Consider the following 24,314-nt stretch of genomic DNA (forward strand, 5'->3'; position numbering starts at 1 on the left):
TCCCTCTCTAATCGGCAAGCCGCCGCGCCCGAAGGTGCATACGGGCCCACTCTGGCCGCATGGGTGTGAAGGTCAGTGTGATCGTCAATGTCCACAATCCAGGGGCCACCGCCGACGCGTGCATCCGCTCCGCCCTGGAGCAGACGATGCCCCCGGACGAGTACGAAGTGATCTTCGTGGACGACGGCTCCACGGACGGAATCGGCGAACGCCTGGACACGATCGCCGCGACCCGTGACAACGTGAGCGTGCTGCACCTGCCGCACACGGGCACGCCCATGCGCGGCCGCAACGTGGGCCTGGCCACCGCCACCGGCGACTACGTCTACTTCCTCGACCAGGGTGACCGCCTGGAGAAGGACGCGGCCGCCCGCATGCACGAGCGCGCCCTGGAGACCGACGCCGACGTGCTGATCGGCCGCCTGATCCGCGACTTCGGCCCGCCGATGGTCGCCTTCGAGCGCGGCACGGCCCGCGCCGACATCCTGCGCGACCGCCTGCTCCACCTGCTCCTGCCCCAGCAGCTCTACCGCCGCGCCTTCCTGGAGGAGCACGAGCTGGGCTTCACCGTGCCCGGCGGCAGGATGGCCGAGCAGGCGTTCGTGATGCGGGCCTACCTGCACGCCAAGGTCATCGCCGTGCTGGCCGAGCACGTCTGCTGCCACCTCGGCGACCGGCCGTGGGCCGAGGACGAGCCGCGGGCGCTGGTGAAAGAGCTGAACGAGCTGCTCACCGACATCGACGCCTGCGTGGGCGAGGGCCGCCAGCGCGACCGCATGTACGCCCACTGGTTCCGGTACGCCGTGCTGCGCCCGCTGCTGACCGCCAGGTTCGCCGACTCGTCGGTGGACCGGGGCCTGCACTTCCGGGTGGTGCAGGAGCTGATTGAGGAGCGCTTCCCGGATCGGCTGGACCGCCACCTGCCCGTCCAGCTGCGCGTGGTGGCCGCGTACGTGCGCACGGGCCGCCTGGACCAGATCGTGCTCCTGTCGAACTCCTCCAAGCGCGCCGGGCTCCGCGCCGACCTGACCGAGATGCGCTGGGACGCCCACGTGCTCGTGCTCGCGCTGACCGTGGAGGTCCTGGCGGGCGACGGCACGCCCGACAGGTACCGGGAGGAGGGCGAGCGCCTGCACTGGATCCCGCCGCGCTCGCTGGAGACCAAGGCCCTGGACGAGAGCGCCACCGACGTCACCGAAGCGGTCGAGCGGGCCCGCGTCGAGCTGTACGTGCGCCACACCGAGACGGGCGTGATCCACTTCCTGCCGATGACCCAGCACGTGGAGCGCATCCAGGACGGCCGCCGCCGGATCAGGGTCCAGATCAGGGGCGAGGCCAAGCTGGACGTGACCAGCGCCGCGGTCGGCGAGCCGCTCAAGCCGGGCCAGTGGGAGGTGCACGTACGCATGTTCGGCGGCGCCAACCAGGCCAGGAGCCGGGTCGGCAGCTCGGCGGGCCCGCTCAACTGCCTGGGCGTGCTGGCCCAGCGCCCCAGGATGCGGCTGGTGGTGCCCTGCTGGACCGACCACGGCGAGCTGGGCCTGGCCGTCGAGCCGCGCTCGTTCTCCGAGTCGATCGCCCTGGTGTCGCGCGGGGTGGAGGTCAAGCAGCTCGACGGGCACGTGTACGTCGTGCTGCCGGTGCCGTACGTGCCGCCGAGCGGCGGGCCGCCGCTGGAGCTGGTGCTGCGCAGCACCCGGCGGCGTGGCCGTGAGGTGTGCGCGCCCGCGCTGGTCGAGGCCGGGGTGCCCGGCCGGCTCGCGGGGCAGCTCGTGGCCAAGGTGCCGGTCAAGCGCCTGATGCCGCCGCCCGACCAGCTCGGCCCCGGCGCCTGGCTGACGTCGCTGCGCACGTCGGAGGAGGAGATCGGGCTCAGGTTCGCGCTGGAGATGCGCAGGGGCAAGATCGAGGTACGGCCCGCCGCCGCGGTCGACCCGGGGCGGCGCTCGCCCATGGGCCGGGACACCATCCTGCACCGGATCGGCAGGCGACTGCCCGGCGTGCGCCACATGGTGCGCCTGGCGCGCGCGGGCAGGCACCGCTACCTCAAGGACTGACCCAGCCCTCCAGCTCCTCGAAGGCGCTCCTGAAGGCCGGGAGCATGGGCTTCAGCTTGTCGGGATAGGCGTCCACCAAGCTGTCCAGGTGGTTGCCGCCCTCGACGCGGTGGTAGCGGAAGGGCCGGTGCGGGCCGACCATCTTCGCGTAGACGTCGGAGTCGCGGGAGATCGGCAGCAGCGTGTCGAGCGTCCCGTGGATCGTGATCAGCGGCTTGGTGATCCGGCCGGTCAGCGCGATCTTCGCCACGGCCGCGTAGGGCCTGCGCCGGTCGTAGTCGTAGTCGGCCGCCGCGCCCTGGTAGGACGGGTCCAGCTCCTTCTGGTAGAGCTGCTGGGTGAGCTCCCAGTAGTACTGCCGGTGGAACGGCCACAGGAACTCCGAGCCCGCCGCGAACCCGGCCGCCCGCACCCCCGCCTCGTCCGGGTACGCCTTCAGCGCGGGCGGCAGGAAGTTCAGCAGGTTGTCGCCCTTGACCCGCCAGAGCGTGCCCTCCCAGTCGACGCCGCCGTCGTAGAGCCGGCCGCGGTTCTCCAGCTGCCATCTGACCAGATAGCCGCCGTTGGAGATGCCCGCCACGAACGTGCGCCGGGGCTTCTTGCCGTACCGCTGCCTGACGACGGCCTTGGCGGCCACGGTGAGCTGGGTGACGCGGTCGTTCCACTCGGCGATGGCGTCGCCGGGCTCGCGGCCGTCCTCGTGGAAGTTCACGCCGACGTTGCCCTTGTCGGTCGAGGCGAACGCGTAACCCTTGGCCAGCACCCAGTCGGAGATCGTGTAGTCGTTGGCGTACTGCTCCCTGTTGCCGGGGGTGCCGCTGATGACCAGGCCGCCGTTCCAGCGTTCTGGGAGCCTGATCACGAACTGGGAGTCGTGGTTCCAGCCGTGCGTGGCGTTGGTGGTGGAGGTGTCGGGGAAGTAGCCGTCGATCTGGATGCCGGGCACGCCCGTCGGGTTGACCGTGGCGGCCGAGTGCAGCCCGGCCCAGTCGGCCGGGTCGGTGTGGCCCGTCTTCGTCGTGCCCGCCGTGGTCAGGTCGTCCAGCGTGGCCGCCAGGGTCCGCTCCGCGCCCGGCACCGTGAGCTGCGGGACCGGGGTGAGCAGGCTCGCGACCAAGGTGAGCGCGACCAACATCACGACCCCCCGAGATGGGCGGTCAGCAGGCGCTGGAACTCCTCGGGGTGCTCCAGGTGCGGGCTGTGCCCGCAGTCGTCGACGACGGCCTCGCGGTAGGGGCCGTAGCGCTCCAGCACGGCCCTGGTCTGGGTCACCATGGGCTGAGCCGGGGTGCCGGGGGAGCCGGGCACGACGCCGAGCGCGCCCAGGTGGGCCAGGTCGAAGAGCGACGTGTCGGAGACGATCACGTCGTCGGCGCCCCTGATCCACAGGACGGGCGGCTTCGGGTCGATCTCGTGGAGGTCGTCCAGGCGGAAGTTGGTGGGGGCGATGGCGTTGAGCACGCCGTGCTTGCCGGGGGCCGTGCCGGGCCAGGCGGCCGAGCCGGCGGCGTCGCCCGGGTAGTTGGCCTCGCCCACGTGGGTGGTGAGCATCGAGCGTACGTAGAAGTCCTCGTCGGGGAGGTCGGGGTGCTTGACGTACGCGGAGCGGAGGACGCTGCGCGGCGACGTGGGGGACTCGTCCGACATGTCGCCCGCCTTGAGCCTGGCCACGAAGTCGGGATTGGCGGCGCCGGCGCCCGCTCCCGCGCCGTCGGGGTGCGTGAGGCGGCCGTCCGGGCCCTCGGTGCCGCCGAAGCCGTACGGGGAGACCGGGTTGACCAGGGTGACGCTCCGGACGGCGGCCGGCCGGTCGCGCAGGACCTGCAGCACGATGCCGCCGCCCAGGCTCCAGCCGACCAGGTGCACCCCGTCCAGGCCCAGCGCCTCGACCAGCTCGATCACGTCGTCGGACCAGTCGCGCAGGCCCCTCGTGGCGTCCACGGGCGCGGGGTCGCTCTCGCCGAACCCGCGCAGGTCGACCGCGAGCGGGCGGTAGCCGCCGGGCAGCGCCGCCATGCTGTCGCGCCAGAAGGCGGCGGAGGAGACGTTGCCGTGCACGAACAGCACGGGCTCGCCGGTGTCCCTGCCCTCGACGGTCAGGACGTTCTGGGTGAGCCTGGGCGTGGTGACCTTCATCGCGCGTGGATCCTCTCGGCCAGGTCGCGGCCCTGGGTCTCGCGGGCCGCGTAGACCGCGCCCAGGGTGAGCAGCGCGGCCAGACCAAGGTAGACCGAGATGGGCAGGCTGCTCGAGTAGGACTTCAGCAGCGCGACCGCGATGATCGGGGCCAGCGCGCCGGCCACGATCGCCGAGAGCTGCGCGCCGATCGAGACGCCGGTGTAGCGCATCCTCGTGCCGAAGAGCTCGGAGAAGAAGGCCGCCTGCGGGCCGTACATCATGCCGTGGAAGAGCAGGCCGACGGTGATGGCGAGGGTGATCACCAGGAAGTTGCCGGTGTCCACGAGCGGGAAGAACGCGAAGATCCACACTCCGATGCCGGCGGCCCCCGCCAGGTAGATCGGGCGGCGGCCGATCCGGTCGGACAGCGCGCCCCAGATCGGGATCGTGACGAAGTGGATGGCCGAGGCGATCAGCACCGCGGTCAGCACGGTGGAGTTGTCGATCTTGACTGACTTGGCGTACGTGATGACGAAGACGGTGAGCAGGTAGAAGGAGATGTTCTCCGCGAGGCGCGCGCCGATCGCGGTGAGCACGTCCTTCCAGTGGTGCCGCAGCACGCCCACGATGGGCGGCGCCTTCTCCGGCGGCGCCTGCTGGAACACCGGCGACTCGGTGATCGTCAGGCGGATCCACAGGCCGATCAGCACCAGCACGCCCGACAGCAGGAACGGCACCCGCCAGCCCCACGCCAGGAACGCTTCGTCCGACTGCCAGGCGGCCAGGGCCGCCAGCACGCCGGTGGCCAGCAGGTTCCCGCCGGGGGCGCCGGCCTGTGGCCAGGAGGCCCAGAAGCCGCGGCGGGCCGTGTCGCCGTGCTCGGAGACGATCAGCACCGCGCCGCCCCACTCGCCGCCGAGGGCGAAGCCCTGCACGAGCCGCAGCGCGGTCAGCAGCAGCGCCGCGGACGGGCCCAGGGTCTCGTACGTCGGCAGGCAGCCGATCAGGAACGTGGCCGCGCCCATCGTCAGCAGGCTGACGACCAGCAGCGTCTTGCGGCCGACCCGGTCGCCGAAGTGGCCGAAGACCAGGCCGCCGAGCGGGCGGGCGACGAATCCGACGGCATAGGTGAGGAACGCCAGCAGCGTGCCGGTGAGCGGGTCGGACTCGGGGAAGAAGAGCTTGTTGAACACGAGGGCGGCTGCCGAGCCGTACAGGAAGAAGTCGTACCACTCGATGGTGGTGCCGATCAGGCTGGCGGCGACGATCTTCTTGATGGAAGTGGCCATGCCGGTCACGGTAAGGAGTGACCGGCGTCACTTATATGGGGCCGGGGCCCACAGTCTATGGGGTGGATGTGTGGCCGAGTCGATGCAGGCGGAGCGCGAGCTGGATCTCCAGGGCGCGCTCCGGCTCCAGCCAGCCGTCGCCGAGCAGCTTGCCGATCCGGTCGAGCCGCTGCGTGACGGTGTTGACGTGGATGTGCATGACCTCGGCCGTACGGGAGGGCGAGCCGCCCGAGCCGAAGTAGGCGGCCATCGTGTCGGACAGCGCGGTGCCCCTGCGGGCGTCGTAGTCGATCACGGCGCCGAGCACCCGGCCGACGAAGCCGCGCACGTCGCGGCCGTCGCCGACGAGCAGCCCGACGAACCCCAGCTCGGCCGCGCTGGCGCCGTCACCCACCCGTCCGAGCGCGATCAGCGCCTCGGCGCACCTGCGCGCCTCCTGGTACGCCGCCGCCACGTCACCCGCCCCAGAGGCGTCGCCCTCCGGAGGCCGGGCGGTCGCGCCCGGGAGGCAGACCTTCGACGCGCCCGCCGTGGCCGGCACGTGCAGCGACGCGCTCAGCTCGGCGGCGACGCGCTGCGCGACGCCGCCCGCGTTGTGGCCCGGCAGCAGCAGCACAACCTCGCCCGCCCGCCCGGCCGCGAGCCCGTGTCGCAGCGTGGCCTGCGACGAGGCCCAGAACGCGGCCCGTTCCCGCTGGCCCTCGTGCCGCACCACGACCACGACGTGCGGCGCCGACAGATCGACGCCCAGCCGCCGGGCCCGGTCGGCCAGGCCGGGGGAGCCGGGCCGGGAGATCAGGTCGTCGAGCAGCTCGCCCCTGACCCGCCCCTCGGCCTCCGCCACGCTCCTGCGGAACAGCAGCAGCAGCGCGCACACCAGCGCCGCCCGCTCCAGGATGCGCTCGTCGGCGTCGTCGCTGCGCAGGATGAGCGTGCACAGCGGCTCCCCGCCGACGTCCACCGACGCGATCCGCAGGTCGCCCCTCCGCACGGTACGCCCCAGCGCCCTGGACGCCTGCGCCGACTCGAACACCCCGGAGTCGAGCTCCGCGAGCTCGCCCACGTCACCCGTGAGCGGCCGGCCCAGGTCGTCGAGCACGGCCAGCGAGCCGCCGAGCACGTCGGTCACCACGGCCGCCACGTCCTCGATCCCGCCGCCGCGCAGCACCAGCGAGGTCATCCTGTCGTGGGCCAGCGCGGCCCGCTCCACGGCCTCGCCGTGCGCCCTGGCGGTCCTGTGGGCCTGGGAGAGCTCCTCCAGCGCGTTCCTGGTCTCCTGCAGCAGCCTGGCGTTGTCGATCGCGACGGCGGCGTGCGCGGCCAGGCTGGCCAGCAGCGACACCTCCTCCTGGTGGAACGGCCGGGCGCTGCGGTTGGCCGCCATCAGCACGCCGATCACCCGCTGGCCCAGCCGCAGCGGCACGCCCAGGATCGCGACCAGGCCCTCCTCCTTGACGGCCTCGTCGATGTGGTTCTTGTGCCGGAACCTGGAGTCGGCGAAGTAGTCGGCCGTCGAGTACGGCGTGGCCGTCTGCGCGACCAGGCCGCCCAGCCCCGCCCCCATGGCCAGCCGCAACGCCCTGAACTTGGCCGAGATCGACCCGTCGGTGACCCGCATGTACGTGTCGCCCTGCTCGGGGTCGTGCAGCGTCATGTACGCGACGTCGGTGGCCAGCAGCTGCCTGGCCCGGTGCACGATGGCCTCCAGCACGGCGTCGAGGTCGCGCAGCGCGGCCAGGTCGCCGGCCGTGTCGTACAGGGCCGACAGCTCGGCCTCGCGCCTGGCGCGCCGCTTGAGCAGGTCACGCACCTTGAGCGCCTCGACCTTGGCCTGCTCCAGCTCCTCGATCGTGGCCGGGTCGGCACCCCGAGCGCGGGCCTCGATGATCGGCCTCTCGAACTCGACCGCCGACGCCTCCCTGGCCAGCAACTCAAGGAACTGCGTGCTCATGGCCTCACTCCGTTCGGCGGGCTCGGTCGCCTTGGAGCCGTCGCCTTCCCTCGTCGCTCTGGTCGCTGCGCTCCCGCCGCTCCTCAGTCCAGGCGACGGCGCTCCCTCGCATCACTAGTGCGCCGTCCAGCCGCCGTCCATCGGGAGGGATACGCCGGTGATGAACGCCCCGGCGGGGCCGCAGAGATAGGCGACCAGCTCGGCCACCTCCTCGGGCTCGATCAGCCGCTTGATCGCGGCGGGCTGCAGCATGATGTTCTCGACGACCTCGTCCGGCTCGATGCCGTGCACTTTAGCCTGGTCGGCGATCTGCGCCTCGACCAGGCCCGTCCGCACGTAGGCGGGGCAGACGCAGGTGGAGGTGACCCCGTGCGGCGCCCCTTCGAGCGCGACGACCTTGGAGAAGCCCTCCAGCCCGTGCTTGGCCGTCGTGTACGCCGACTTGAACGGCGAGGCACGCAGCCCGTGCACGGACGAGATGTTCACGAACCGCCCCCAGCCCCTGGCGTACATGCCGGGCAGCACCTTCCGCGCGATCAGGAACGGCGCCTCGACCATCACCCGCAGCATCGCCGAGAACACCTCGGGCGGGAACTCCTCGATCGGGGAGACGTGCTGGAACCCGGCGTTGTTCACCACGATGTCGACCGGCTCGTCGGGCAGCGCCGCCGCGAACCCGGGATCGCTCAGATCGGCCGCCACGGCCACGCCGCCGATCTCGGCGGCCACCTTCTCGGCCGGCTCGGCCCGCAGGTCGACGACCAGCACCTTCGCCCCCTCGGCGGCCAGGCGCCGGGCGCAGGCCGCCCCGATGCCGCCCCCCGCCCCCGTCACAAGCGCGGTCCGCCCCGTCAGCTCCTTCGCCATACCCCGAACCCTAGGCGGTTGCCGCGCCCCGACGCATGGGTGCGGGCTACATAGATCCGTGATGATCTATGTGGATCACGCGTGTCTGCTATGTTGACCCCATGACCGCGTATTTGTCCCAGTGGTGGCCCGCCTCCTAGGCGGACCTCCCAGCGCATACGCACCGGCCGCCTCGACGAGGCGGCCGCTCGCATGTCGTACGCGCCCCCGTCGAGCACTGACGAAAGGGGCGCTCACCATGACCACCACCTGGCCCGCACTGCTCACCACGCTGCTCGGCGGCGGCTCGCTCACCTCGCTCCAGGCCAAGTGGGCCATGGAGCAGATCATCGGTGAGGCGGCCACGGACGCGCAGATCGCCGCGTTCGCTATCGCGCTCCGGGCCAAGGGCGAGAGCGTGGCCGAGGTGTCCGGGCTCGCCGACGGCATGCTCATGAGGTCGGCCGCGATCAGGGTCTCCGGCGACCCCGTGGACCTGGTCGGCACCGGCGGCGACCGCGCCAACACCGTGAACATCTCCACCATGGCCGCCGTCGTCGCCGCCGCGGCGGGCGTCAAGGTCGTCAAGCACGGCGGCCGGGCCGCCTCCTCGCAGGCGGGCGCGGCGGACGTGCTGGAAGAGCTCGGCGTGGTCATCGACCTGCCGCCGGCCAAGGTGGTCCGGGTCGCGGACGAGGTCGGGATCACGTTCTGCTTCGCGCCGACGTTCAACTCCGGGCTGAGACGCACCGCGGGGCCGCGCCGCGAGCTGGGGGTGCCCACGGTCTTCAACTTCCTGGGCCCGCTCACCAACCCGGCCCTGCCGCCCGCCCAGGCGGTCGGCGTCTTCCATCAGGGCATGGCGCCGGTCATCGCGGGCGTGCTGGCCCAGCGCGGCTGCTCCTCGCTGGTCTTCAGGGGCGACGACGGGCTCGACGAGCTCACCACCACGGGCCCCTCCACGATCTGGGTCGTACGCCGGGGCAAGGTCACGCCCACCGCCTTCGACCCGGCCGACCTGTCGATCCCGCGGGCGCGCCCGGACGACCTGCTCGGCGGCGACGCCCGGCACAACGCGGGCGTGGCGCGCGCCGTGCTCGCGGGCGAGCGGGGCCCGGTGCGGGACATCGTGCTGCTCAACGCGGCCGCCGCCGTGGTGGCCGCCGAAGGCGCCCCGCCCGCGCCCGAGCTCACTCCCGCCCTGAGCATCGCTTACAAGCGGGCCGCCGAGGCGGTCGACTCCGGCGCCGCGCTGTCCCTGCTCACCCTGTGGGCGCACGCCACGCAGGCCCAGGCGTCAGCCGATCAGTAGGGCCGGGTCATCGACAGGACGTCGAGCGCGGCGTCGAGCTGGGCCTCGGTCAGCGTGCCGTCGGCCACGTGGCCGCGCTCGACGACCACCTCGCGGATGGTCTTGCGCTCGGCCAGGGCCTGCTTGGCGATCTTCGCGGCCTCCTCGTAGCCGACGTACCTGTTCAGCGGGGTGACGATCGACGGGGACGACTCGGCGTACTCGCGCAGGCGCTCCACGTTCGCCGTGATGCCGGCGACGCAGCGGTCGGCGAGCAGCCGCGACACGTTCGCCAGCAGCCTGATCGACTCCAGGATGTTGCGCGCGATGACCGGCAGCTGCACGTTCAGCTCGAAGTTGCCGGACGCGCCGGCGAACGTGATCGCCGCGTCGTTCCCGATGACCTGGGCCGCGACCATGGTCGTGGCCTCGGGGATCACCGGGTTGACCTTGCCGGGCATGATGGAGGAGCCGGGCTGCAGGTCGGGCAGGTTGATCTCGCCCAGCCCGGCGCGCGGGCCCGAGCCCATCCAACGGAGGTCGTTGGAGATCTTGGTGAGCGCGACGGCCACCACCTTGAGCTGGCCCGACAGCTCGACGATCGAGTCCTGCGCGCCCTGGGCCTCGAAGTGGTCCCTGGCCTCGACGAACGGGATGCCGGTGGCCTCGATCAGCTTGGCGATGGCGGCCTGCGCGAAGCCCGGCGGGGTGTTGATGCCGGTGCCCACGGCCGTGCCGCCCAGGGGCAGCTCCAGCACGCGCTCAAGGCCCGCCGCGACGCGCAGGGCGCCGTTCTCGACCTGGGTGGCGTACCCGCCGAACTCCTGGCCGAGCGTCACCGGGGTCGCGTCCATCAGGTGGGTGCGCCCCGACTTCACCACCCCGTCGAACTCGATCGCCTTCTCCCGCAGCGCCGCCGCCAGGTGCCTGAGCGAGGGCAGCAGGTGGAACGTCACCTCCGTCGCCGCCGCCACGTGGATCGAGGTCGGGAAGACGTCGTTGGACGACTGGGAGGCGTTCACGTGGTCGTTCGGATGCACGGGACGGCCGAGGCGCTCCTCGGCCAGCGTCGCGATCACCTCGTTGGCGTTCATGTTGGACGAGGTGCCCGAGCCGGTCTGGAAGACGTCGATCGGGAAATGGGCGTCGTGCTCGTTCTCGGCGACGTCGGCCGCCGCCTGGGCGATGGCCTCCGCCAGGTCCTTGTCGATCACGCCCAGCTCGCCGTTCACCTCGGCGGCCACCGCCTTGATCAGGCCGAGCGCGGCGATGTGGGACGGCTCAAGAGGGCGTCCCGAAACCGGGAAATTCTCCACAGCCCGCTGGGTCTGCGCGCGCCATCTGGCGCCTGAGGGCACGCGTACCTCGCCCATCGAGTCATGCTCGATTCTGAACTCGCTCATGACTTCCAGTCTGACCCACGGCCGCCCGATGGCCGCGGCGCGGGTCAGCTGGACAGGAGCGCCACGATGAGCACGGCGATCACCACGGCCGCCGCGGCGGCCACCGCCATGAGCACCAGCATGCCGTTGCGGTTGCCCGCGGGCTGCTCCGGCTGCCCGGCGATGGCGAACAGGTCGGTGCCCAGGCCCTTGCCCTGCTGCGGGCCCTGCTGAGCCCCTGACGGGGGCTGCTGCTGCATGGCCGGCGGCTGCTGGGGGGCGGGCTGCCGGCCCGCGGGCGGCGTGGTGGGCGGGTAGACCTGCTGGCCCGGCGCGGGCGGGAGCTGGATGCGCGTGGTGACGACCGCGCCCTCGTCGCCAGGCCCCTGCGGCGGCCTGCTCTGCTCAGGGGCCGGGGGGAACGGGCCTTTGGGGCGCTGGACGCTGACCGTCCGCTCGGGGTCGAACCCCTTGTCGGGGGAGGACCCGGGTGCCTGGGGGCCGCTCTGCGGCTGGCGCTGGGGCCTGGCGTTGTGGGGGGCGGCGCTGTGGGGCACGGTGGGCGAGCCCGGAGCCCTCATCGGGCCGTGCGGCCCCGACGCGGGCCCCTGACCCGGGCCGCCGGGCGCGCCGGGCGGCGGGCCCACGGGCCCTCTGGGCGCCTGGGCGCCAGGCCCCTGGCCCGGTCCGGCAGGGCCGGGGCCCCAGGGCGCCTGACCTCCGGGTGCGCCCGCGCCTCCGGCCCCGTACGGCGCGGCCCGAGGCGCCGGGGCCTTCTGCGCGGGATTCGTCTGCGCGGGATTCGTCTGGGCCGGACTCTGCTGAGCCGGGTTCTTCGGGACCGGGCTCTGCTGGGCTGGGTTCTTCTGCGCTGGGTTCTGCTGGGCTGAGTTCTTCTGGGCGGCGAACGGGTCGGACAATGCGGCCTCCTGCGCCATGAGAGCCTCAGCCGTGATCGCCGGCATGTCGCTCGTCGGGGTGTCGGCGACCATGCGCAGCAGGGTCTCCGCCTTGGCAGCGTTGAGCCGCTGCCGGTAGTCCTTGTTCAGCAGCCCGTTCAGCACGGGCCGCAGCTGCCCCGCCTGCGTCGGCGGGTCGGCGCTCTCGGTGAGCAGCGCCGCCAGCGTCTCCGCGATCGTAGCCCGTTCGTACGCCGGGCGCCCCTCGACGGCGAAGTAGAGCGTCGCGCCGAGCGACCAGACGTCCGACTCGGGGCCGGTGTACTCGCCCCTGGCACGTTCCGGGGCGGTGTAGCCGGGTGACCCGATCACCATGCCCGTTTTCGTCAGTCGCGAGTCGCCCTCGGCCTTGGCGATGCCGAAGTCCGTCAGCACCACCCGCCCGCTCTCCGTGATGAGCACGTTGCCCGGCTTGACGTCGCGGTGGGTGATCCCCTGGGCGTGCGCGGCGCGCAGCGCCCCGAGCAGGTCCACGCCGATCTCCGCCACGAGCCGTGGCGGCAGCGGCCCCTCCTCGTCGATCACCTGCTCCAGCGATCGGGCCTCGATGAGCTCCATGATGATCCACGGGCTGTCGTCCTGGATCAGCACGTCGTGGATGGACGCCACCGACGGGTGGTTGATCCGCGCGGCGATGCGGCCCTCGCGCACCATGCGTTCGCGCAGCTCGGCCCGCTGTTCCTCGGTGAGCCCCTGGTCCTGGCGGATTTCCTTGACCGCCACCTCGCGCCCGAGCGCGCGGTCACGGGCGCGCCACACCGTGCCCATCGTGCCCCGGCCGAGCGGGGCTATGAGCTCGTAGCGCTCCGCGAGCAGGCGTGTCTGCTGTTCCGGCATGAGAAGAAGATATCGATTCTCGCTTGGGAAGTGCTTTACCCTCGCTTGCGAAGTTCTCTTGGCCAGAACCGCCGAGGAAGGCACAACTTTATCACCGTCGCTTTGAAACGGGCATAAGCGGACGGCGTCGGCCGCGGTTCGACGCGCTTCCTGTGCACGCCCTCACCGGATTTGCGCTCCTGCCGGGGCACCGGGACAGACAGCGCTGTCGTGGAGACGTCCGCCCTGTGGAGCCCGCGATGCGCGGGCCTGCGTGTGAAAGACGGCGGGTTGATGGCCGGCCCGGTGCGTACGGGCTTGCGCGGGGCCAGCGGCTCCTCGGCCGAGCCCCCGGCGGCGACCCTGGCCAGCATGAGCGAGGCGCGGACGGAGTCGAGCCTGGTCGCGGGGTCGATCCTGAGCAGCGCGTCAAGCACGGGGGCCAGCGGCCCGGCCTTGGTCATCGGGATCGGCTCGCCGCTGGTGAGCGCCGCGAGCGCGGCGGCGGCCGTACGGCGCCCGTGCAGACCCCTGCCCTCGACGGCGGTGTAGAGGGTCGCGCCGAGCGACCACAGATCGCCCGCGGGGCTGGCCTTCGAGCCCAGCACCCGCTCTGGAGCGATGTATCCCGCGGACCCCAGGACGATGCCCGCCTGGGTGATGGAAACGTCACCTTCGAGTGCGGCCAGACCGAAGTCGGTGAGCACCGCGCGGTCCTCGGTCACCAGCACGTTGCTCGGCTTGACGTCGCGGTGGAGGATCCCCTTGGCGTGCACGGCGCGCAGCGCCCCGAGGATCTGCCGGCCGATCTCGGCGGCCCTGCGCGGGTGGAGCGGTCCCTGCTCCTGGATGAGCTGCTCCAGGGACTTGGCCCGGAGCAGCTCCATCACGATCCACGGCCGATCGTCCTCGGTGACCACGTCGAAGACGGTGATGACCGACGGGTGCGCGACCATCGCGGTCGCCCGGCCCTCGCGCTCGGTGCGCGCGCACAGCTCGGCGCGCAGCTCCTCGTCGAGCACGTTCGGCAGGCGCACTTCCTTGACCGCCACGTCGCGGTCCAGCAACTCGTCATGTGCCCGCCAAACGGTGCCCATGCCGCCGCGTCCGACTGGCTCCACAAGCCGGTAGCGCGCGGCGAGTAGGTAACCGGAGGGCGCACGCATGGCAGGCAGCTTACCTATTTGTGTAAACCGACCAGTAGAGGCGCGGCCGATAAATTGTTGCGAACTTAAGTCAACCCGCCTGACTCGTCACGTCAGCAAACGTCCTGGCCACATCGGCGCAGTTGATGAGGCCCCTCAGTTTCTCGACACGGTGCGGGCGCATGTTGCGCCACTGAGAGTAGCTGTCTTGCCGTCGGTTCGGAACCCTCCACCGCCCTCGGCGGCGGCCGGTCGCCGCCGAGGGCGGCCAGGCCTTCTCTTGGCAGTGTCGCGGGAGTCAGATTGGTCCCGCCTGACCGACGGCCTTACCCACGGCCCGCACGGGCCTCCCGCACTGGCTTTCTTGAACGTGTTTGCGCAGCTAGGCGGCCAAGTGTGTCGTGCGGCACACTCGCGTCGACGATAAATGTGCATGATGCAAGGCAGGGGACTTTCAGGTGTACGGCAGGCTGACGGACGGGAACTGAGGCGCCCTGTCAGTGAGTTGTAAGGGTGCCGTAAGGGGGCGGGGGCATGGTACCGGCATGAGAGACGGAGTTCTCCCACAGGCCCGCAAAGTGTCGGTGCCGAGCGTCAGAATGAGGACGAACACCGAGGCCCCACCACTAACGACAGGCAGTTGAAGGACGTGATGAAGATGCGCCAGACCCAGGTTCGCACCAGGCCCAGGAAACCGAGCGAGACCCCTCTGGATCTTCGTACGCCCTCGGGGCGCAAGCTGCCCTTTTGAAAGTCAGGAATCAGGAGCGCAATCTGAGAGGTGCGCGATGTGCAGTCACTACCCCGCTTGCCCGAGTGCCGATTCACCCGACCGTGAGGCGTCGCACGTGATCGCCGCCCACCCTGACCAGGGTTGGAGCCTGCTCTGCAACGGCGTCGTGCTGTTCGAGGACACCGGCCTGCTGCTGCCCGACGGCACCGTCGTGGCGCCGCACCGGGCCCCGGTGGCCGCCTGAGCCGGCATGCCCGAGGAGACGGCCGCGCCGTCCCTCCCGGCCTGCCGGCCCCGGGTCCGCCGCGATCCGTGGCGGCCGAGGCCATGATGACGCCCGCGCCAGACCCGTCGCGCCCGATCCCCGGCAACGCGACCACCACCCACCCGTCCCCGGCATCCACCGGCACGAGGCCACTCGCCTGATCCGGCCCGGCCCGTGTTCGGCTCGCCGGCCGCCTCGCCGAGCACGCCACCTCCGGAGCGCCACCGCCTTCAGGGCGGCATTGTCTTCAGGGACCCCGGGCCCCGGAACGCCCGTGCCATCCCGGACGCCGCGACTTCCGAGGCGCCACCGCATCCCGAGCGCTATCGCGTCCGAGGCTCGCGAGCCGGGGGTCAGCGGCGGCCGATCGTCAGGACGGGGCCGGTGCGGTCGGTGAAGAAGTCGTCGCCCTTGTCGTCCACCACGATGAACGCAGGGAAGTCCACGACCTCGATCTTCCACACCGCCTCCATCCCCAGCTCCGGATACTCCAGCACCTCGACCTTCTTGATGCAGTCCTGCGCCAGCCGCGCCGCAGGCCCGCCGATGGAGCCGAGGTAGAAGCCGCCGTGCTGCAGGCAGGCCTCCGTGACCTGCTTCGACCGGTTGCCCTTGGCCAGCATGACCATGGAGCCGCCCGCAGCCTGGAAGCGCTCCACGTACGAGTCCATCCGCCCGGCGGTCGTCGGCCCGAAGGAGCCCGAGGCGTACCCGGACGGGGTCTTGGCCGGTCCGGCGTAGTAGACGGCGTGGTCTTTCAGGTACTGGGGCATCTCGCCGCCGTTGTCCAGCAGTTCGGCGATCTTGGCGTGGGCGATGTCGCGGGCGACCACGAGGGGGCCGGTGAGGGAGAGGCGGGTCTTGACGGGATATTTGGTGAGCTCGGCGAGGATCTCGGGCATGGGGCGGTTGAGGTTGATCTGGACGACGTCGTCGGAGAGGTGCTCGTCCGTCGTCTCCGGGAGGAAACGCGCCGGGTCCGTCTCCAGCTTCTCCAGGAAGACGCCCTCAGGGGTGATCTTGGCCAGCGCCTGGCGGTCGGCCGAGCAGGAGACCGCGATGGCCACCGGGCAGGAGGCCCCGTGCCGGGGCAGGCGGATGACGCGTACGTCGTGGCAGAAGTACTTGCCGCCGAACTGCGCCCCGATCCCCAGCTTCTGCGTCAGCTCGAAGACCTTGGCCTCCATCTCCAGGTCGCGGAAGCCGTGCCCGGACGCCGACCCCTCCGTGGGGATCGAGTCGAGGTAGCGCGCGCTGGCGTACTTGGCGGTCTTCAGCGCGTACTCGGCGGAGGTGCCGCCCACCACCACGGCCAGGTGGTACGGCGGACAGGCCGCGGTGCCGAGCGAGCGGATCTTCTCCTCCAGGAAGGCCATCATGCGCTTCTCGTTGAGCACAGCCTTGGTCTCCTGGTACAGGAACGACTTGTTCGCCGAGCCGCCGCCCTTGGCCATGAACAGCAGCTTGTACTCGTCCGGGTGACCGTGCGGGTCCTCGGCGTACAGCTCGATCTGGGCGGGGAGGTTGTTGCCGGTGTTCTTCTCGTCCCACATGTTCAGGGGGGCCATCTGCGAGTAACGCAGGTTGAGCTTGGTGTACGCGTCGTACACGCCCCGCGAGATGTGCTCGGAGTCGAGCCCGTCGGTCAGCACGTGACGCCCGCGCTTGCCCATGACGATCGCGGTGCCGGTGTCCTGGCACATGGGCAGGACACCGCCGGCGGAGATGGAGGCGTTCTTGAGCAGGTCGAGCGCCACGAAGCGGTCGTTGCCGCTCGACTCGGGATCGTCGACGATCTTCCGGAGCTGGGCGAGGTGCGAGGCGCGCAGGAAGTGGGAGATGTCGTGGATGGCCGTCTCGGTCAGCAGCCGCAGCGCCTCCGGCTCGACCTCGAGGAACGTACGCCCGGCCGCCTCGACCTTCCGCACCCCCTCCGAGGTGATCAACCGATATTCGGTCTCATCGGCTCCCAGCGGCAGCAGGTCGGTGTAGTCGAACTCGCCCATGTCCATCCTTTCGGTCCCCCAAGAGATTACGCGCCTCCGGGAGAGCCCACTTCGGAGACCGCCCGCGACCGTCCGGCGGTCAGGCCGATCAGGATGCCGGCGATCACCAGCCCCGCGCCCAGCAGGTCGTACGTGGACGGCATCGCCACCCCGAGCACCGCCCCCGTCACGATGGCGCCCACCGGGATGATCCCGGCGAAGAGCCCGGCCCGGCCGGGGCCCAGCTTGGGCAGCGAGCTGTACCAGAGGAAGAACGCCACCACGGTGACCACGATCGCCAGGTACGCGAACCCGAGCGTCTCCGACCACGTCGGCGGCCGGAACATCCCGGCGCCCTCGTACGCCAGCCCGACCACGCCCAGCAGCGGCACGGCCAGCGCCGTCGAGTACGCCGACACCCGGATCGCCCCCAGCCGCGGCAGCAGCGGGATGGCCAGCATGGAGAAGCACACCTCGCCCACGAGCGCGCCCAGCGCCCAGAGCAGGCCGGTCAGGTTGCCGCTGCCGAGCCCCGTGGCCAGCGTCGCCCCGGCCACCACCACGCAGGCCCCGGCCAGCAGCCGCGGCGCGGGCCGCCCGCCGGCCAGCGCGAGGGCCAGCGGCACGGTGCCGAGCACGGTCCCGACCAGGGCCGGTCCGGCGGCGCTGGTCGACTCGATCACGCAGACGTTGAAGATGACCAGGCCGAACATGGTGAGCCCGGCGAGGCAGAGCAGCTCACGCGGCGTGAGGCGGACGAACCGCAGGCCGAGCGCTCGCGTTATGACAAGCAGGATGACCGACGCCACGAGATACCGGACGGCCTGTCCGCCGTATATGGGATAGCCGTCCACCAGTCCCGACACCCCGGCCAGCGTCCCGACGAGGAACATGGCCGAGGCCGCACCCACGATGCCGTTTCTCATGCGAAGGATGCTAGGGAGACAATGGTTCGCGCAAACAGTCCAATGTCCCGCCGGAAGACAGGACCAATATGGCTGACCTCCATATCCAGATAAATCGCGATAAGGGGGGAATCGCCGGGCAGATCGCCTCCGAGCTGCGCGACTCCATCAGGGGCGGCCGGCTGGCGCCCGGCACCCGCCTTCCCGCCACCCGCGACCTCGCCACCGACCTTCAGGTCTCCAGGGGCGTGGTGGTGGAGGCGTACGAGCAGCTCGTCGCCGAGGGCTTCCTGGTGTCCAGGGTGGGCGTCGGCACCCAGGTCGCCCCCAAGACCACGCCGCGGGCCGCCCCGCGGCAGAAGCCGTCTCCCCGGCCCAAGCCGGTGCGCCGCGCGTCGAGCGCCCCCGTGTGCGCCCCGCCGTACTACGGTCATCGCCCCACCTCTCCTGACCTCAGCCACTTCCCCCGCGAGCGCTGGCTCGCCGCCGTCAGGCACGTCCTGACCACCGTACCCTCGGAAGCCTTCGATTACGGGGACCCTGGCGGGGTGCCTGAGCTGCGAGAAGAGCTGGCCGGCTACCTCCGGCGGGTCAGGGCGGCGGACGTCCGCCCCGAGAACCTCGTCATCGTCGGCGGCGTGGCGCAGGGCCTCAGCCTGGTGCTGCACGTGCTGAGCCGGCAGCGCCCGCTCCGGCTCGCCGTCGAGGACCCGACGAGCCAGCGGCAGGTCCCGCTGCTGAGGCGCGCGGGCGCGCACCTGGTGCCGGTGCCCGTGGACGAGGAGGGCCTGGACGTGCGGAAGCTGAGCGGCGACGCCGTCCTGGTCACCCCGGCGCACCAGTACCCGACCGGCGTGGTGCTCTCGCCGCCGCGCCGGGCCGCCCTCATGGAGTGGGCGTACGCGGGCAACCGGGTGATCCTGGAGGACGACTACGACGCCGAGTTCCGCTTCGACCGCGACCCCGTCGGCTGCCTCCAGGGCTTGGCCCCCGGCCGCGTGGTCCTCTCGGGCAGCGTCAGCAAGGCCCTGGCGCCGGGGCTGCGGCTCGGCTGGGTGGCGGCGCCTCCCGACCTGGCGGAGGCCGTCCGGCGGGCGCGGGGCGAGCTGGACCTGGGCTCGCCGGTCATCGAGCAGTACGCGCTGGCGCACTTCCTGCGTACCGGCGGCTACGACAAGCACCTGCGCAGGATGCGCCGCGAATACCGCCGCCGCAGGGACGCCCTGGTCAGGGCGCTGGCCCAGGAGCTGCCCGAGGCGCGGGTCAGGGGCATCGAGGCGGGCCTGCACGTGTACCTGGAGCTGCCGGACGGCTGGGACGAGCTCGTGACCGCGCACGTCGCGCAGGAGGTCGGCCTGTCCACCGAGCCCGTGGCGCCGATGCGCGAGTCGGCGGGGGCGGCGGCCGTGGTGGTGGGGTTCTCGCGGCTGCCGGCGCACAAGGCGCTGGACGCCATACGGGGCTTGAAGGTCAGAATGTCAGGACAAAACGTTGACTGAGGGAGAAGGGCTCGCTAGAAAGAAAGCCTGATCCGGATTGGAGGCGTCATGCGGGTGGGACTGCTGGGTCTGGGCAGGATCGGTGCCTTTCACGCCGCGACCCTGGCCGCGCATCCGCTGGTGGACGAGCTGATCGTGGCCGACCCCGTGCGTACGTCGCCGTACGGCAGGCCGGGGGACCCGTTCGAGTCGGACGCCGTGGTCGTCGCGACCCCGACCGGCACCCACGCCGAACTCATCATCAGGGCCTGCGAGAAGGGCATCCCGGTCTTCTGCGAGAAGCCGGTGGCGAGCACCATGGACGACACCGTCAAGGTTCTGGAGGCGAGCGCGGGCAACCGGGTGCAGATCGGGTTCCAGCGCAGGTTCGACCCCGGCTACGCGGCGGCGGCGGTCGCGCTGCGCGCCGGCGAGCTGGGGAAGCTGCACCGCGTCCACCTGATCACCGCCGACCCCGCGCCGCCGCCCGCCGAGTACATCGCGACCTCCGGCGGCATCTTCCGCGACTGCCACATCCACGACTTCGACATCCTGCGCTGGGTGACCGGCCGCGAGGTGACCTCCGTGTACGCGACGGGGGCCAACCGCGGCGCCGCGTTCTTCGCGGAGGCCGGCGACGTGGACAACAGCGCCGCGCTGCTCACCCTGGACGACGGCACGCTGGCCACCCTGCAGGGCTCCCGCTACAACGGCGGCGGGTACGACGTCCGCATGGAGCTGGCCGGCACCAGGCGCACCCAGGCCGTCGGCCTGAGCCCGCGCGCCCCGCTGCACTCGGCCGAGGGCACGCCGAGCCCGGAGGACCCCTGGCCCGATTTCGTCGCCCGCTTCGAGACCGCCTACCGCAACGAGATCGACGGCTTCCTGACCAGCGAGAGGAGCCTCTGCACGATCGAGGACGCCCTGGAGGCGCTGTACGTGGCCGAGGCCGCCGACCTGTCGCTCCGCGAGCGCCGTACCGTCGAAGTGGCGGAGGTGCGGGGCTCGCGGTAGCTCAGGCGGCGGAGGGGTTCGGGGCCTGGCGCCTGGGCTCGAAGCCCCGGGCGAGCGCGATGATGACGGCGGCCAGCACGAGCGGCGCGGCGAACGCCCACCGCAGGTCCACCGCGTCCGCGATGCCGCCCACCAGGGCCGCGCCCACGATGAAGCCGATGTAGTTGAAGAGGTTCACCCGGGCGATGGCGACCCCGGTCCCGGCCGGGTCGAGTTTGCCCGCCGCCGAGAACGACTGCGGCGCCACCACCGACAGCCCCATCCCGGTCAGGCCGAACGCGACGATGCCCAGCGGCTGGTTCGGGGCCAGGACCACGCCGAGGAAGCCCAGAGTGGCGATCACGCCGCCGATCCTGACGATGGCGGCGGGCCCGTACCGCCTGACCGCGAGGTCGCCCCCGAGCCGGACGGCCAGCGTGGTCGCCTGGTAGGCGACGTAGGCCAGCGGGACCACCTGCGGGCCGGCCTGGAGCACGTTCTTCATGAACACGGTGTTGAAGTTCGACACCGCGGCGTCGCCGATGTACAGGAAGCCCATGGCCAGGCAGAGCGGGATGATCGGCCGCCACGGGAACTTGCCCGCGGCGGCGCTCGCCGGGGCGTCCTCGGCCTTCTCCTCCTCGGGCGAGCACAGGTCGCGCCCGAACGTGAGCGAGCCGCCCAGCGCCAGGACCATCGGGGCCGACATGATCACCGGCAGCGGCAGGTCGGCGGCCACCGACGCCCACGCCGCCCCGAGCATGCTGAAGACGCTCCACACGCAGTGGAACCCGTTCAGGATCGGCACGCCGTACCTGCGCTCGACCGCCACGCCCTGCATGTTCATGCCCGCGTCCACCGCGCCCACCGCCACGCCGAACAGCAGCAGCGCCGGCACCAGCAGCGGCACGCTGGGCGCGAGGCCGACGAGCACCACGGCGACCGCGACCACCGGCTGGGCGACGCGCAGGAGCACCCTGCTGCCGAACCGGGCGGCGAACGTGCCCGCCGCCACGCTGCCGACCCCCGCGAACACGGGCACGATCAGCAGCAGGAGCGTCAGCGTGCCCTCGTCGAGGCCGTGTTTGGCCTGCAGGTTCGCGACCTGGATGAGCAGCGAGGCGAAGGACAGGCCCTGCACGGCATAGACGACGTACGTGGCGATGCGGGCCTGACGATCACGCGAGGACGGCACGACGGCCTCCTGATGGGGGGAATCAAACGTGAGGCTGGGTCAGGTTAGCTGCCCGCCACTCCGTTCCGCCAGCCCACAGACCCTGGTGTCGACCAGCCGGTCGGATCGCTCGGCCGGGTCCAGCCGCTTGGCGGCGGCCCAGACGCCGAGCGCGAGCAGGGCGCCCACCTCCGTGACGGCCATGCCGCGTTCGACCAGGCCGAGCGGCATGACGCGCCACCACGCCAGCCCGCTGCGCGCGCCGATGAACATGACCGCGGCGATGCCCACCACCCACAGCACCGAGCAGATCCCGAGCCCGAAGGCCACCAGCGTGGCGCGCGACCGCTCGCGGTGCCGCCACGGGCGAGCGATGATCACCGCGGCCAGCGGCAGGCAGAGGAAGGCGACGAAGCTGCCCACGCGGTGGACACTGCCGCTCAGGCTCGGCCCGACCGACCAGTCGTGCTTCTCGAACCAGGCCGTCATGAACAGCCCCACGCTCCACCCCATGAGCGCGACGGTGCCGAAGACCCCGGCCAGCCTCTGGCGTGCCAGCGACACCCCGATGGCCACCGACCCGGTCGCGAGCAGCCCCACCGCCAACCCGAAGATCCAGCCGTCGGGGCCGAGGCCGTGCTCGCTGATGGTCCGCCTGATCAGGTTCATCTCGTCGAGGCTGGTCAGCTCCAGGCCCACGATCACCGCTATGCCCGCGCCCGCCACACCGAGACCCCACCGCGCCGGTTGATGCACGCACACACCTCCCTTTCGCCCTTTGCCGGGACTCTTTGTCGAGATCAACGGCGAGGGAGGCGCAGGGATTCCTCAGGCCTTGAGCCGCGCTCCTCCGTCGACGGTCAGCACGATCCCGGTCGTGTACGAGTTGAGCACCACGTACTCGATCGTGGCCGCCACGTCCTCGGGCAGGCCGACGCGCCGGACCGGCAGGCTCGTGGCCGTGCCCTCCAGGAACGCGGCCCGCGCCTCGTCCCCGATCTCCGACCACCAGTCGGTGTCGATCACGCCGGGGGAGACCGCGTTCACCCTGATGGGGGCCAGTTCGACCGCCAGGCCGGGCACCGCGGCCTCGATGGCGCCGTTCACCGCCGCCAGCGTGGAGATGCCGGGAAGCGCCGCCCCGGCCGAGGCCGCCGTCACGAAGGTGATCGAGCCCTCCGGGCTCAGGGCTCCCAGCGCGGCCTGTGCGGTCATCAGGTGCGGGACCAGCTTGTTCCGCACCGCGCCGACCACCGCCTCGCCGGTCAGCGAGCCCAGCGGGCCCGCGCCGCCGCGGCCCGTCACGGTGACGACCAGGTGGTCGACGGCGCCGAGCCGCTCGAACAGCGCCCGCATCGCCTCGGTGTCGCGCGCGTCCACGGCCTGCCCACTCACTGGGCCCCGCGCCTGGTCGCCGAGCTGCTTCAAGGCCGAACGCAGGCGCTCCTCCGAACGGCCCGTGACGACCACTTCCGCGCCGCCCGCGGCCAGCCGGGCCGCCGCCGCCAGGCCGATGCCGGACGTGCCACCGACGATCACTACTCGCATCGTCGTGCTCCTCTCAATACGAGACATCTTGCCTCGAATATAAACGAGGCATGGTGTCTTGTAAAGTGAGCCCCATGGTTGGCAGACCACGCAGTGAAGTGGCCAGGAAGGCGATCCTCCGGGCGGCGCTCGACCTGTGCGCCCGCGACGGGTACCAGAGCGTGACCATGAAGGGCATCGCCCAGGTCGCGGGCAGCGGCAGGCAGACCGTCTACCGGTGGTGGCAGACGAAGGCCCAGGTCCTGCTGGAGGCCCTGACCGACGTCCTGGCCGAGGAGGTCCAGGGGCTGCCGGACACCGGGGACGCGCGGGCCGATCTGGTGACGTTCCTGGAGCGGACGTTCGCGCTGGCGCGAGGGGTCGCGGGGCAGGTCGTCGTGGGGCTGATGGCCGACGCCCAGTCCGACGCCGGCCTGGCCGCCGAGTTGCGGGCCAAGCTCATCGATCCGCGCCGCGCCGCCCTGCGCTCGGTCCTGGAGCGCGGCGCCGTGCCGGAGGACGTGGACCTGGAGCTGGCAGTCGATCTCGTCTTCGGCGCGATGTGGTACCGGTTGCTCAACCGCCACGCCGACGTGAATCAGGAACTGGCCGAGGAAATCGCCGGACTTCTGGCGCGCATCAGCTGATTCCCGCGACTTACGGAGCGCATCTGCTGATTTGGCACGAGCGATTATCGCGGGCGCCGGTTATCGTCGGATGTGTGAACGAACGCGCGCAATCGTGGCTGCCGAAGCTGCAGGAAGTCGGAGAGCGGCTGGCCGAGGAGTGGGTGTCGGCCCGGCGGCCGCATCCGACCGGCGACGTGCCGCCGCCCCACGAGCTCCGCGCGTCCGACGCCGATCGCGAACGCATCGCCCAGGTGCTGCAGGACGCGCACGCCGACGGCCGGATCACCCTCGACGAGCTCGAGGAGCGGCTGGGCGTGCTCTACTCCGCGCGCACGCTCGGCGAGCTGGCCGCGCTCACCGAGGACCTGCTGCCCGCCGACCAGCAGCCGCTCAACCTGGACGGCCGCCCCGTGTCGGCCATCTTCAAGCAGGAGCAGCGCGGCGGGCGCTGGGTCGTGCCCGCCGAGCTGGACGTCACGGCCATGTTCGGTACCACCAAGCTGGACTTCCGCGACGCGATCCTGCAGAACCGGCAGATCATCATCAACGCCACCCTCGTCTTCGGCGGGCTGGAGATCCACGTGCCGGAGGGGCTCGAGGTGGTCAGGGTCGCCAAGGGCAAGTCCGTGCGGCTGACCAAGCAGCCGACCGAGCCCGGCGCGCCCGTCGTCGAGGTGCGCACCACGAACTTCGCGGGCGACGTGAAGGTCAAGGAGCCTCCCCGCCGCAAGCGCCGCCGCTGACCGACGCCCTCGGCCTGCGGCACCTTCG

20 protein-coding genes are annotated in these 24,314 nt (G+C 71.7%); 7 read left to right on the forward strand and 13 right to left on the reverse strand.

The annotated features are described in order from the left end of the window. The first annotated feature begins 59 nt into the window (after positions 1-59). Complete coding sequence (locus ACIBQ1_RS11075) at positions 60-2,057, forward strand: glycosyltransferase family 2 protein (protein WP_397276430.1); 1,998 nt, start codon at positions 60-62, stop codon at positions 2,055-2,057. Here the strand turns inward: ACIBQ1_RS11075 and ACIBQ1_RS11080 are convergent. The 5 genes from ACIBQ1_RS11080 to ACIBQ1_RS11100 all read right to left on the reverse strand — a co-directional run bounded on the left by ACIBQ1_RS11080 (position 2,047) and on the right by ACIBQ1_RS11100 (position 8,282). Further along, positions 2,047-3,192, reverse strand: a complete 1,146-nt coding sequence (locus ACIBQ1_RS11080; RefSeq protein WP_397276431.1) for an alpha/beta hydrolase family protein — start codon at positions 3,190-3,192, stop codon at positions 2,047-2,049. The two genes, ACIBQ1_RS11075 and ACIBQ1_RS11080, sit on opposite strands and share 11 nt — an antisense overlap. After that, complete coding sequence (locus tag ACIBQ1_RS11085; RefSeq protein ID WP_397276433.1) at positions 3,192-4,193, reverse strand: alpha/beta fold hydrolase; 1,002 nt, start codon at positions 4,191-4,193, stop codon at positions 3,192-3,194. Before ACIBQ1_RS11085 ends, ACIBQ1_RS11080 begins: the two co-directional genes overlap by 1 nt. Continuing rightward, positions 4,190-5,464, reverse strand: coding sequence for an MFS transporter (locus tag ACIBQ1_RS11090; RefSeq protein WP_397276435.1), 1,275 nt, complete (start codon positions 5,462-5,464; stop codon positions 4,190-4,192). The genes ACIBQ1_RS11085 and ACIBQ1_RS11090 overlap by 4 nt, the downstream gene beginning before the upstream one ends. Before the next feature lie 55 nt (positions 5,465-5,519). Continuing rightward, on the reverse strand, positions 5,520-7,415 hold the full coding sequence (locus ACIBQ1_RS11095; protein ID WP_397276437.1) for a helix-turn-helix domain-containing protein: 1,896 nt from the start codon (positions 7,413-7,415) through the stop codon (positions 5,520-5,522). 114 nt (positions 7,416-7,529) lie between these two features. Then, positions 7,530-8,282, reverse strand: a complete 753-nt coding sequence (locus ACIBQ1_RS11100) for a 3-hydroxybutyrate dehydrogenase (protein WP_397276438.1) — start codon at positions 8,280-8,282, stop codon at positions 7,530-7,532. A gap of 238 nt (positions 8,283-8,520) precedes the next feature. Here ACIBQ1_RS11100 and trpD point away from each other — a divergent pair, with 238 nt between their 5' ends. Then, on the forward strand, positions 8,521-9,573 hold the full coding sequence (gene trpD, locus ACIBQ1_RS11105) for an anthranilate phosphoribosyltransferase (protein WP_397276440.1): 1,053 nt from the start codon (positions 8,521-8,523) through the stop codon (positions 9,571-9,573). On the opposite strand, the gene ACIBQ1_RS11110 is transcribed toward trpD, so the two are convergent. Genes ACIBQ1_RS11110 through ACIBQ1_RS11120 form a run of 3 tightly spaced genes read right to left on the reverse strand, consistent with a single transcriptional unit; the run spans position 9,567 to position 13,875 of the window. Then, positions 9,567-10,955, reverse strand: coding sequence for a class II fumarate hydratase (locus ACIBQ1_RS11110; RefSeq protein WP_397276442.1), 1,389 nt, complete (start codon positions 10,953-10,955; stop codon positions 9,567-9,569). The two genes, trpD and ACIBQ1_RS11110, sit on opposite strands and share 7 nt — an antisense overlap. 44 nt (positions 10,956-10,999) lie before the next feature. After that, a complete protein-coding gene (locus ACIBQ1_RS11115) occupies positions 11,000-12,730 on the reverse strand; it encodes a protein kinase (protein WP_397276444.1) in 1,731 nt (576 codons plus the stop codon). Positions 12,731-12,765: 35 nt separating this feature from the next. Beyond that, positions 12,766-13,875, reverse strand: a complete 1,110-nt coding sequence (locus ACIBQ1_RS11120) for a serine/threonine-protein kinase (protein ID WP_397276446.1) — start codon at positions 13,873-13,875, stop codon at positions 12,766-12,768. Between the two features lie 767 nt (positions 13,876-14,642). Between ACIBQ1_RS11120 and ACIBQ1_RS11125 the strand changes: the two genes are divergently transcribed. After that, positions 14,643-14,831 carry a DUF5999 family protein gene (locus ACIBQ1_RS11125; protein WP_185068558.1) on the forward strand — a complete coding sequence of 63 codons (189 nt, stop codon included), beginning with the start codon at positions 14,643-14,645 and terminating at the stop codon, positions 14,829-14,831. Between the two features lie 374 nt (positions 14,832-15,205). On the opposite strand, the gene ACIBQ1_RS11130 is transcribed toward ACIBQ1_RS11125, so the two are convergent. After that, positions 15,206-16,858, reverse strand: coding sequence for a fumarate hydratase (locus ACIBQ1_RS11130; protein ID WP_397276448.1), 1,653 nt, complete (start codon positions 16,856-16,858; stop codon positions 15,206-15,208). A 26-nt stretch (positions 16,859-16,884) separates the two neighbouring features. Next, complete coding sequence (locus ACIBQ1_RS11135; RefSeq protein ID WP_397276450.1) at positions 16,885-17,763, reverse strand: DMT family transporter; 879 nt, start codon at positions 17,761-17,763, stop codon at positions 16,885-16,887. 68 nt (positions 17,764-17,831) lie between these two features. On the opposite strand from ACIBQ1_RS11135, the gene ACIBQ1_RS11140 reads away from it, so the two are divergent. Both ACIBQ1_RS11140 and ACIBQ1_RS11145 read left to right on the forward strand, forming a co-directional pair. Beyond that, the gene (locus tag ACIBQ1_RS11140) at positions 17,832-19,241 is read left to right on the forward strand and encodes a PLP-dependent aminotransferase family protein (protein WP_397276452.1); all 1,410 of its coding nucleotides are present in this window, start codon (positions 17,832-17,834) and stop codon (positions 19,239-19,241) included. 48 nt (positions 19,242-19,289) lie between these two features. Then, entirely contained in the window at positions 19,290-20,234 is a 945-nt protein-coding gene (locus tag ACIBQ1_RS11145) for a Gfo/Idh/MocA family oxidoreductase (RefSeq protein WP_397276454.1), read from the forward strand. A 1-nt stretch (position 20,235) separates the two neighbouring features. On the opposite strand, the gene ACIBQ1_RS11150 is transcribed toward ACIBQ1_RS11145, so the two are convergent. The 3 genes from ACIBQ1_RS11150 to ACIBQ1_RS11160 form a co-directional block, all read right to left on the reverse strand. Beyond that, complete coding sequence (locus ACIBQ1_RS11150) at positions 20,236-21,408, reverse strand: MFS transporter (protein ID WP_397276456.1); 1,173 nt, start codon at positions 21,406-21,408, stop codon at positions 20,236-20,238. A 39-nt stretch (positions 21,409-21,447) separates the two neighbouring features. Next, positions 21,448-22,143: a DUF998 domain-containing protein gene (locus ACIBQ1_RS11155; protein ID WP_397276458.1), complete on the reverse strand. Its 696-nt coding sequence runs from the start codon at positions 22,141-22,143 to the stop codon at positions 21,448-21,450. A 72-nt stretch (positions 22,144-22,215) separates the two neighbouring features. Then, positions 22,216-22,935 (reverse strand): SDR family oxidoreductase, encoded by a 720-nt coding sequence (locus tag ACIBQ1_RS11160; protein ID WP_397276460.1) that lies wholly within the window; start codon positions 22,933-22,935, stop codon positions 22,216-22,218. 74 nt (positions 22,936-23,009) lie between these two features. Here ACIBQ1_RS11160 and ACIBQ1_RS11165 point away from each other — a divergent pair, with 74 nt between their 5' ends. Together ACIBQ1_RS11165 and ACIBQ1_RS11170 are read left to right on the forward strand one after the other, a co-directional pair. Then, positions 23,010-23,561 carry a TetR/AcrR family transcriptional regulator gene (locus tag ACIBQ1_RS11165; protein ID WP_397276461.1) on the forward strand — a complete coding sequence of 184 codons (552 nt, stop codon included), beginning with the start codon at positions 23,010-23,012 and terminating at the stop codon, positions 23,559-23,561. Positions 23,562-23,635: 74 nt separating this feature from the next. Then, positions 23,636-24,286, forward strand: a complete 651-nt coding sequence (locus ACIBQ1_RS11170; RefSeq protein WP_397276463.1) for a DUF1707 domain-containing protein — start codon at positions 23,636-23,638, stop codon at positions 24,284-24,286. Positions 24,287-24,314: the final 28 nt, after the last annotated feature.

It is taken from the genome of Nonomuraea sp. NPDC050153 (genome assembly GCF_044460125.1).
In the GTDB taxonomy this organism is placed as follows: domain Bacteria; phylum Actinomycetota; class Actinomycetes; order Streptosporangiales; family Streptosporangiaceae; genus Nonomuraea.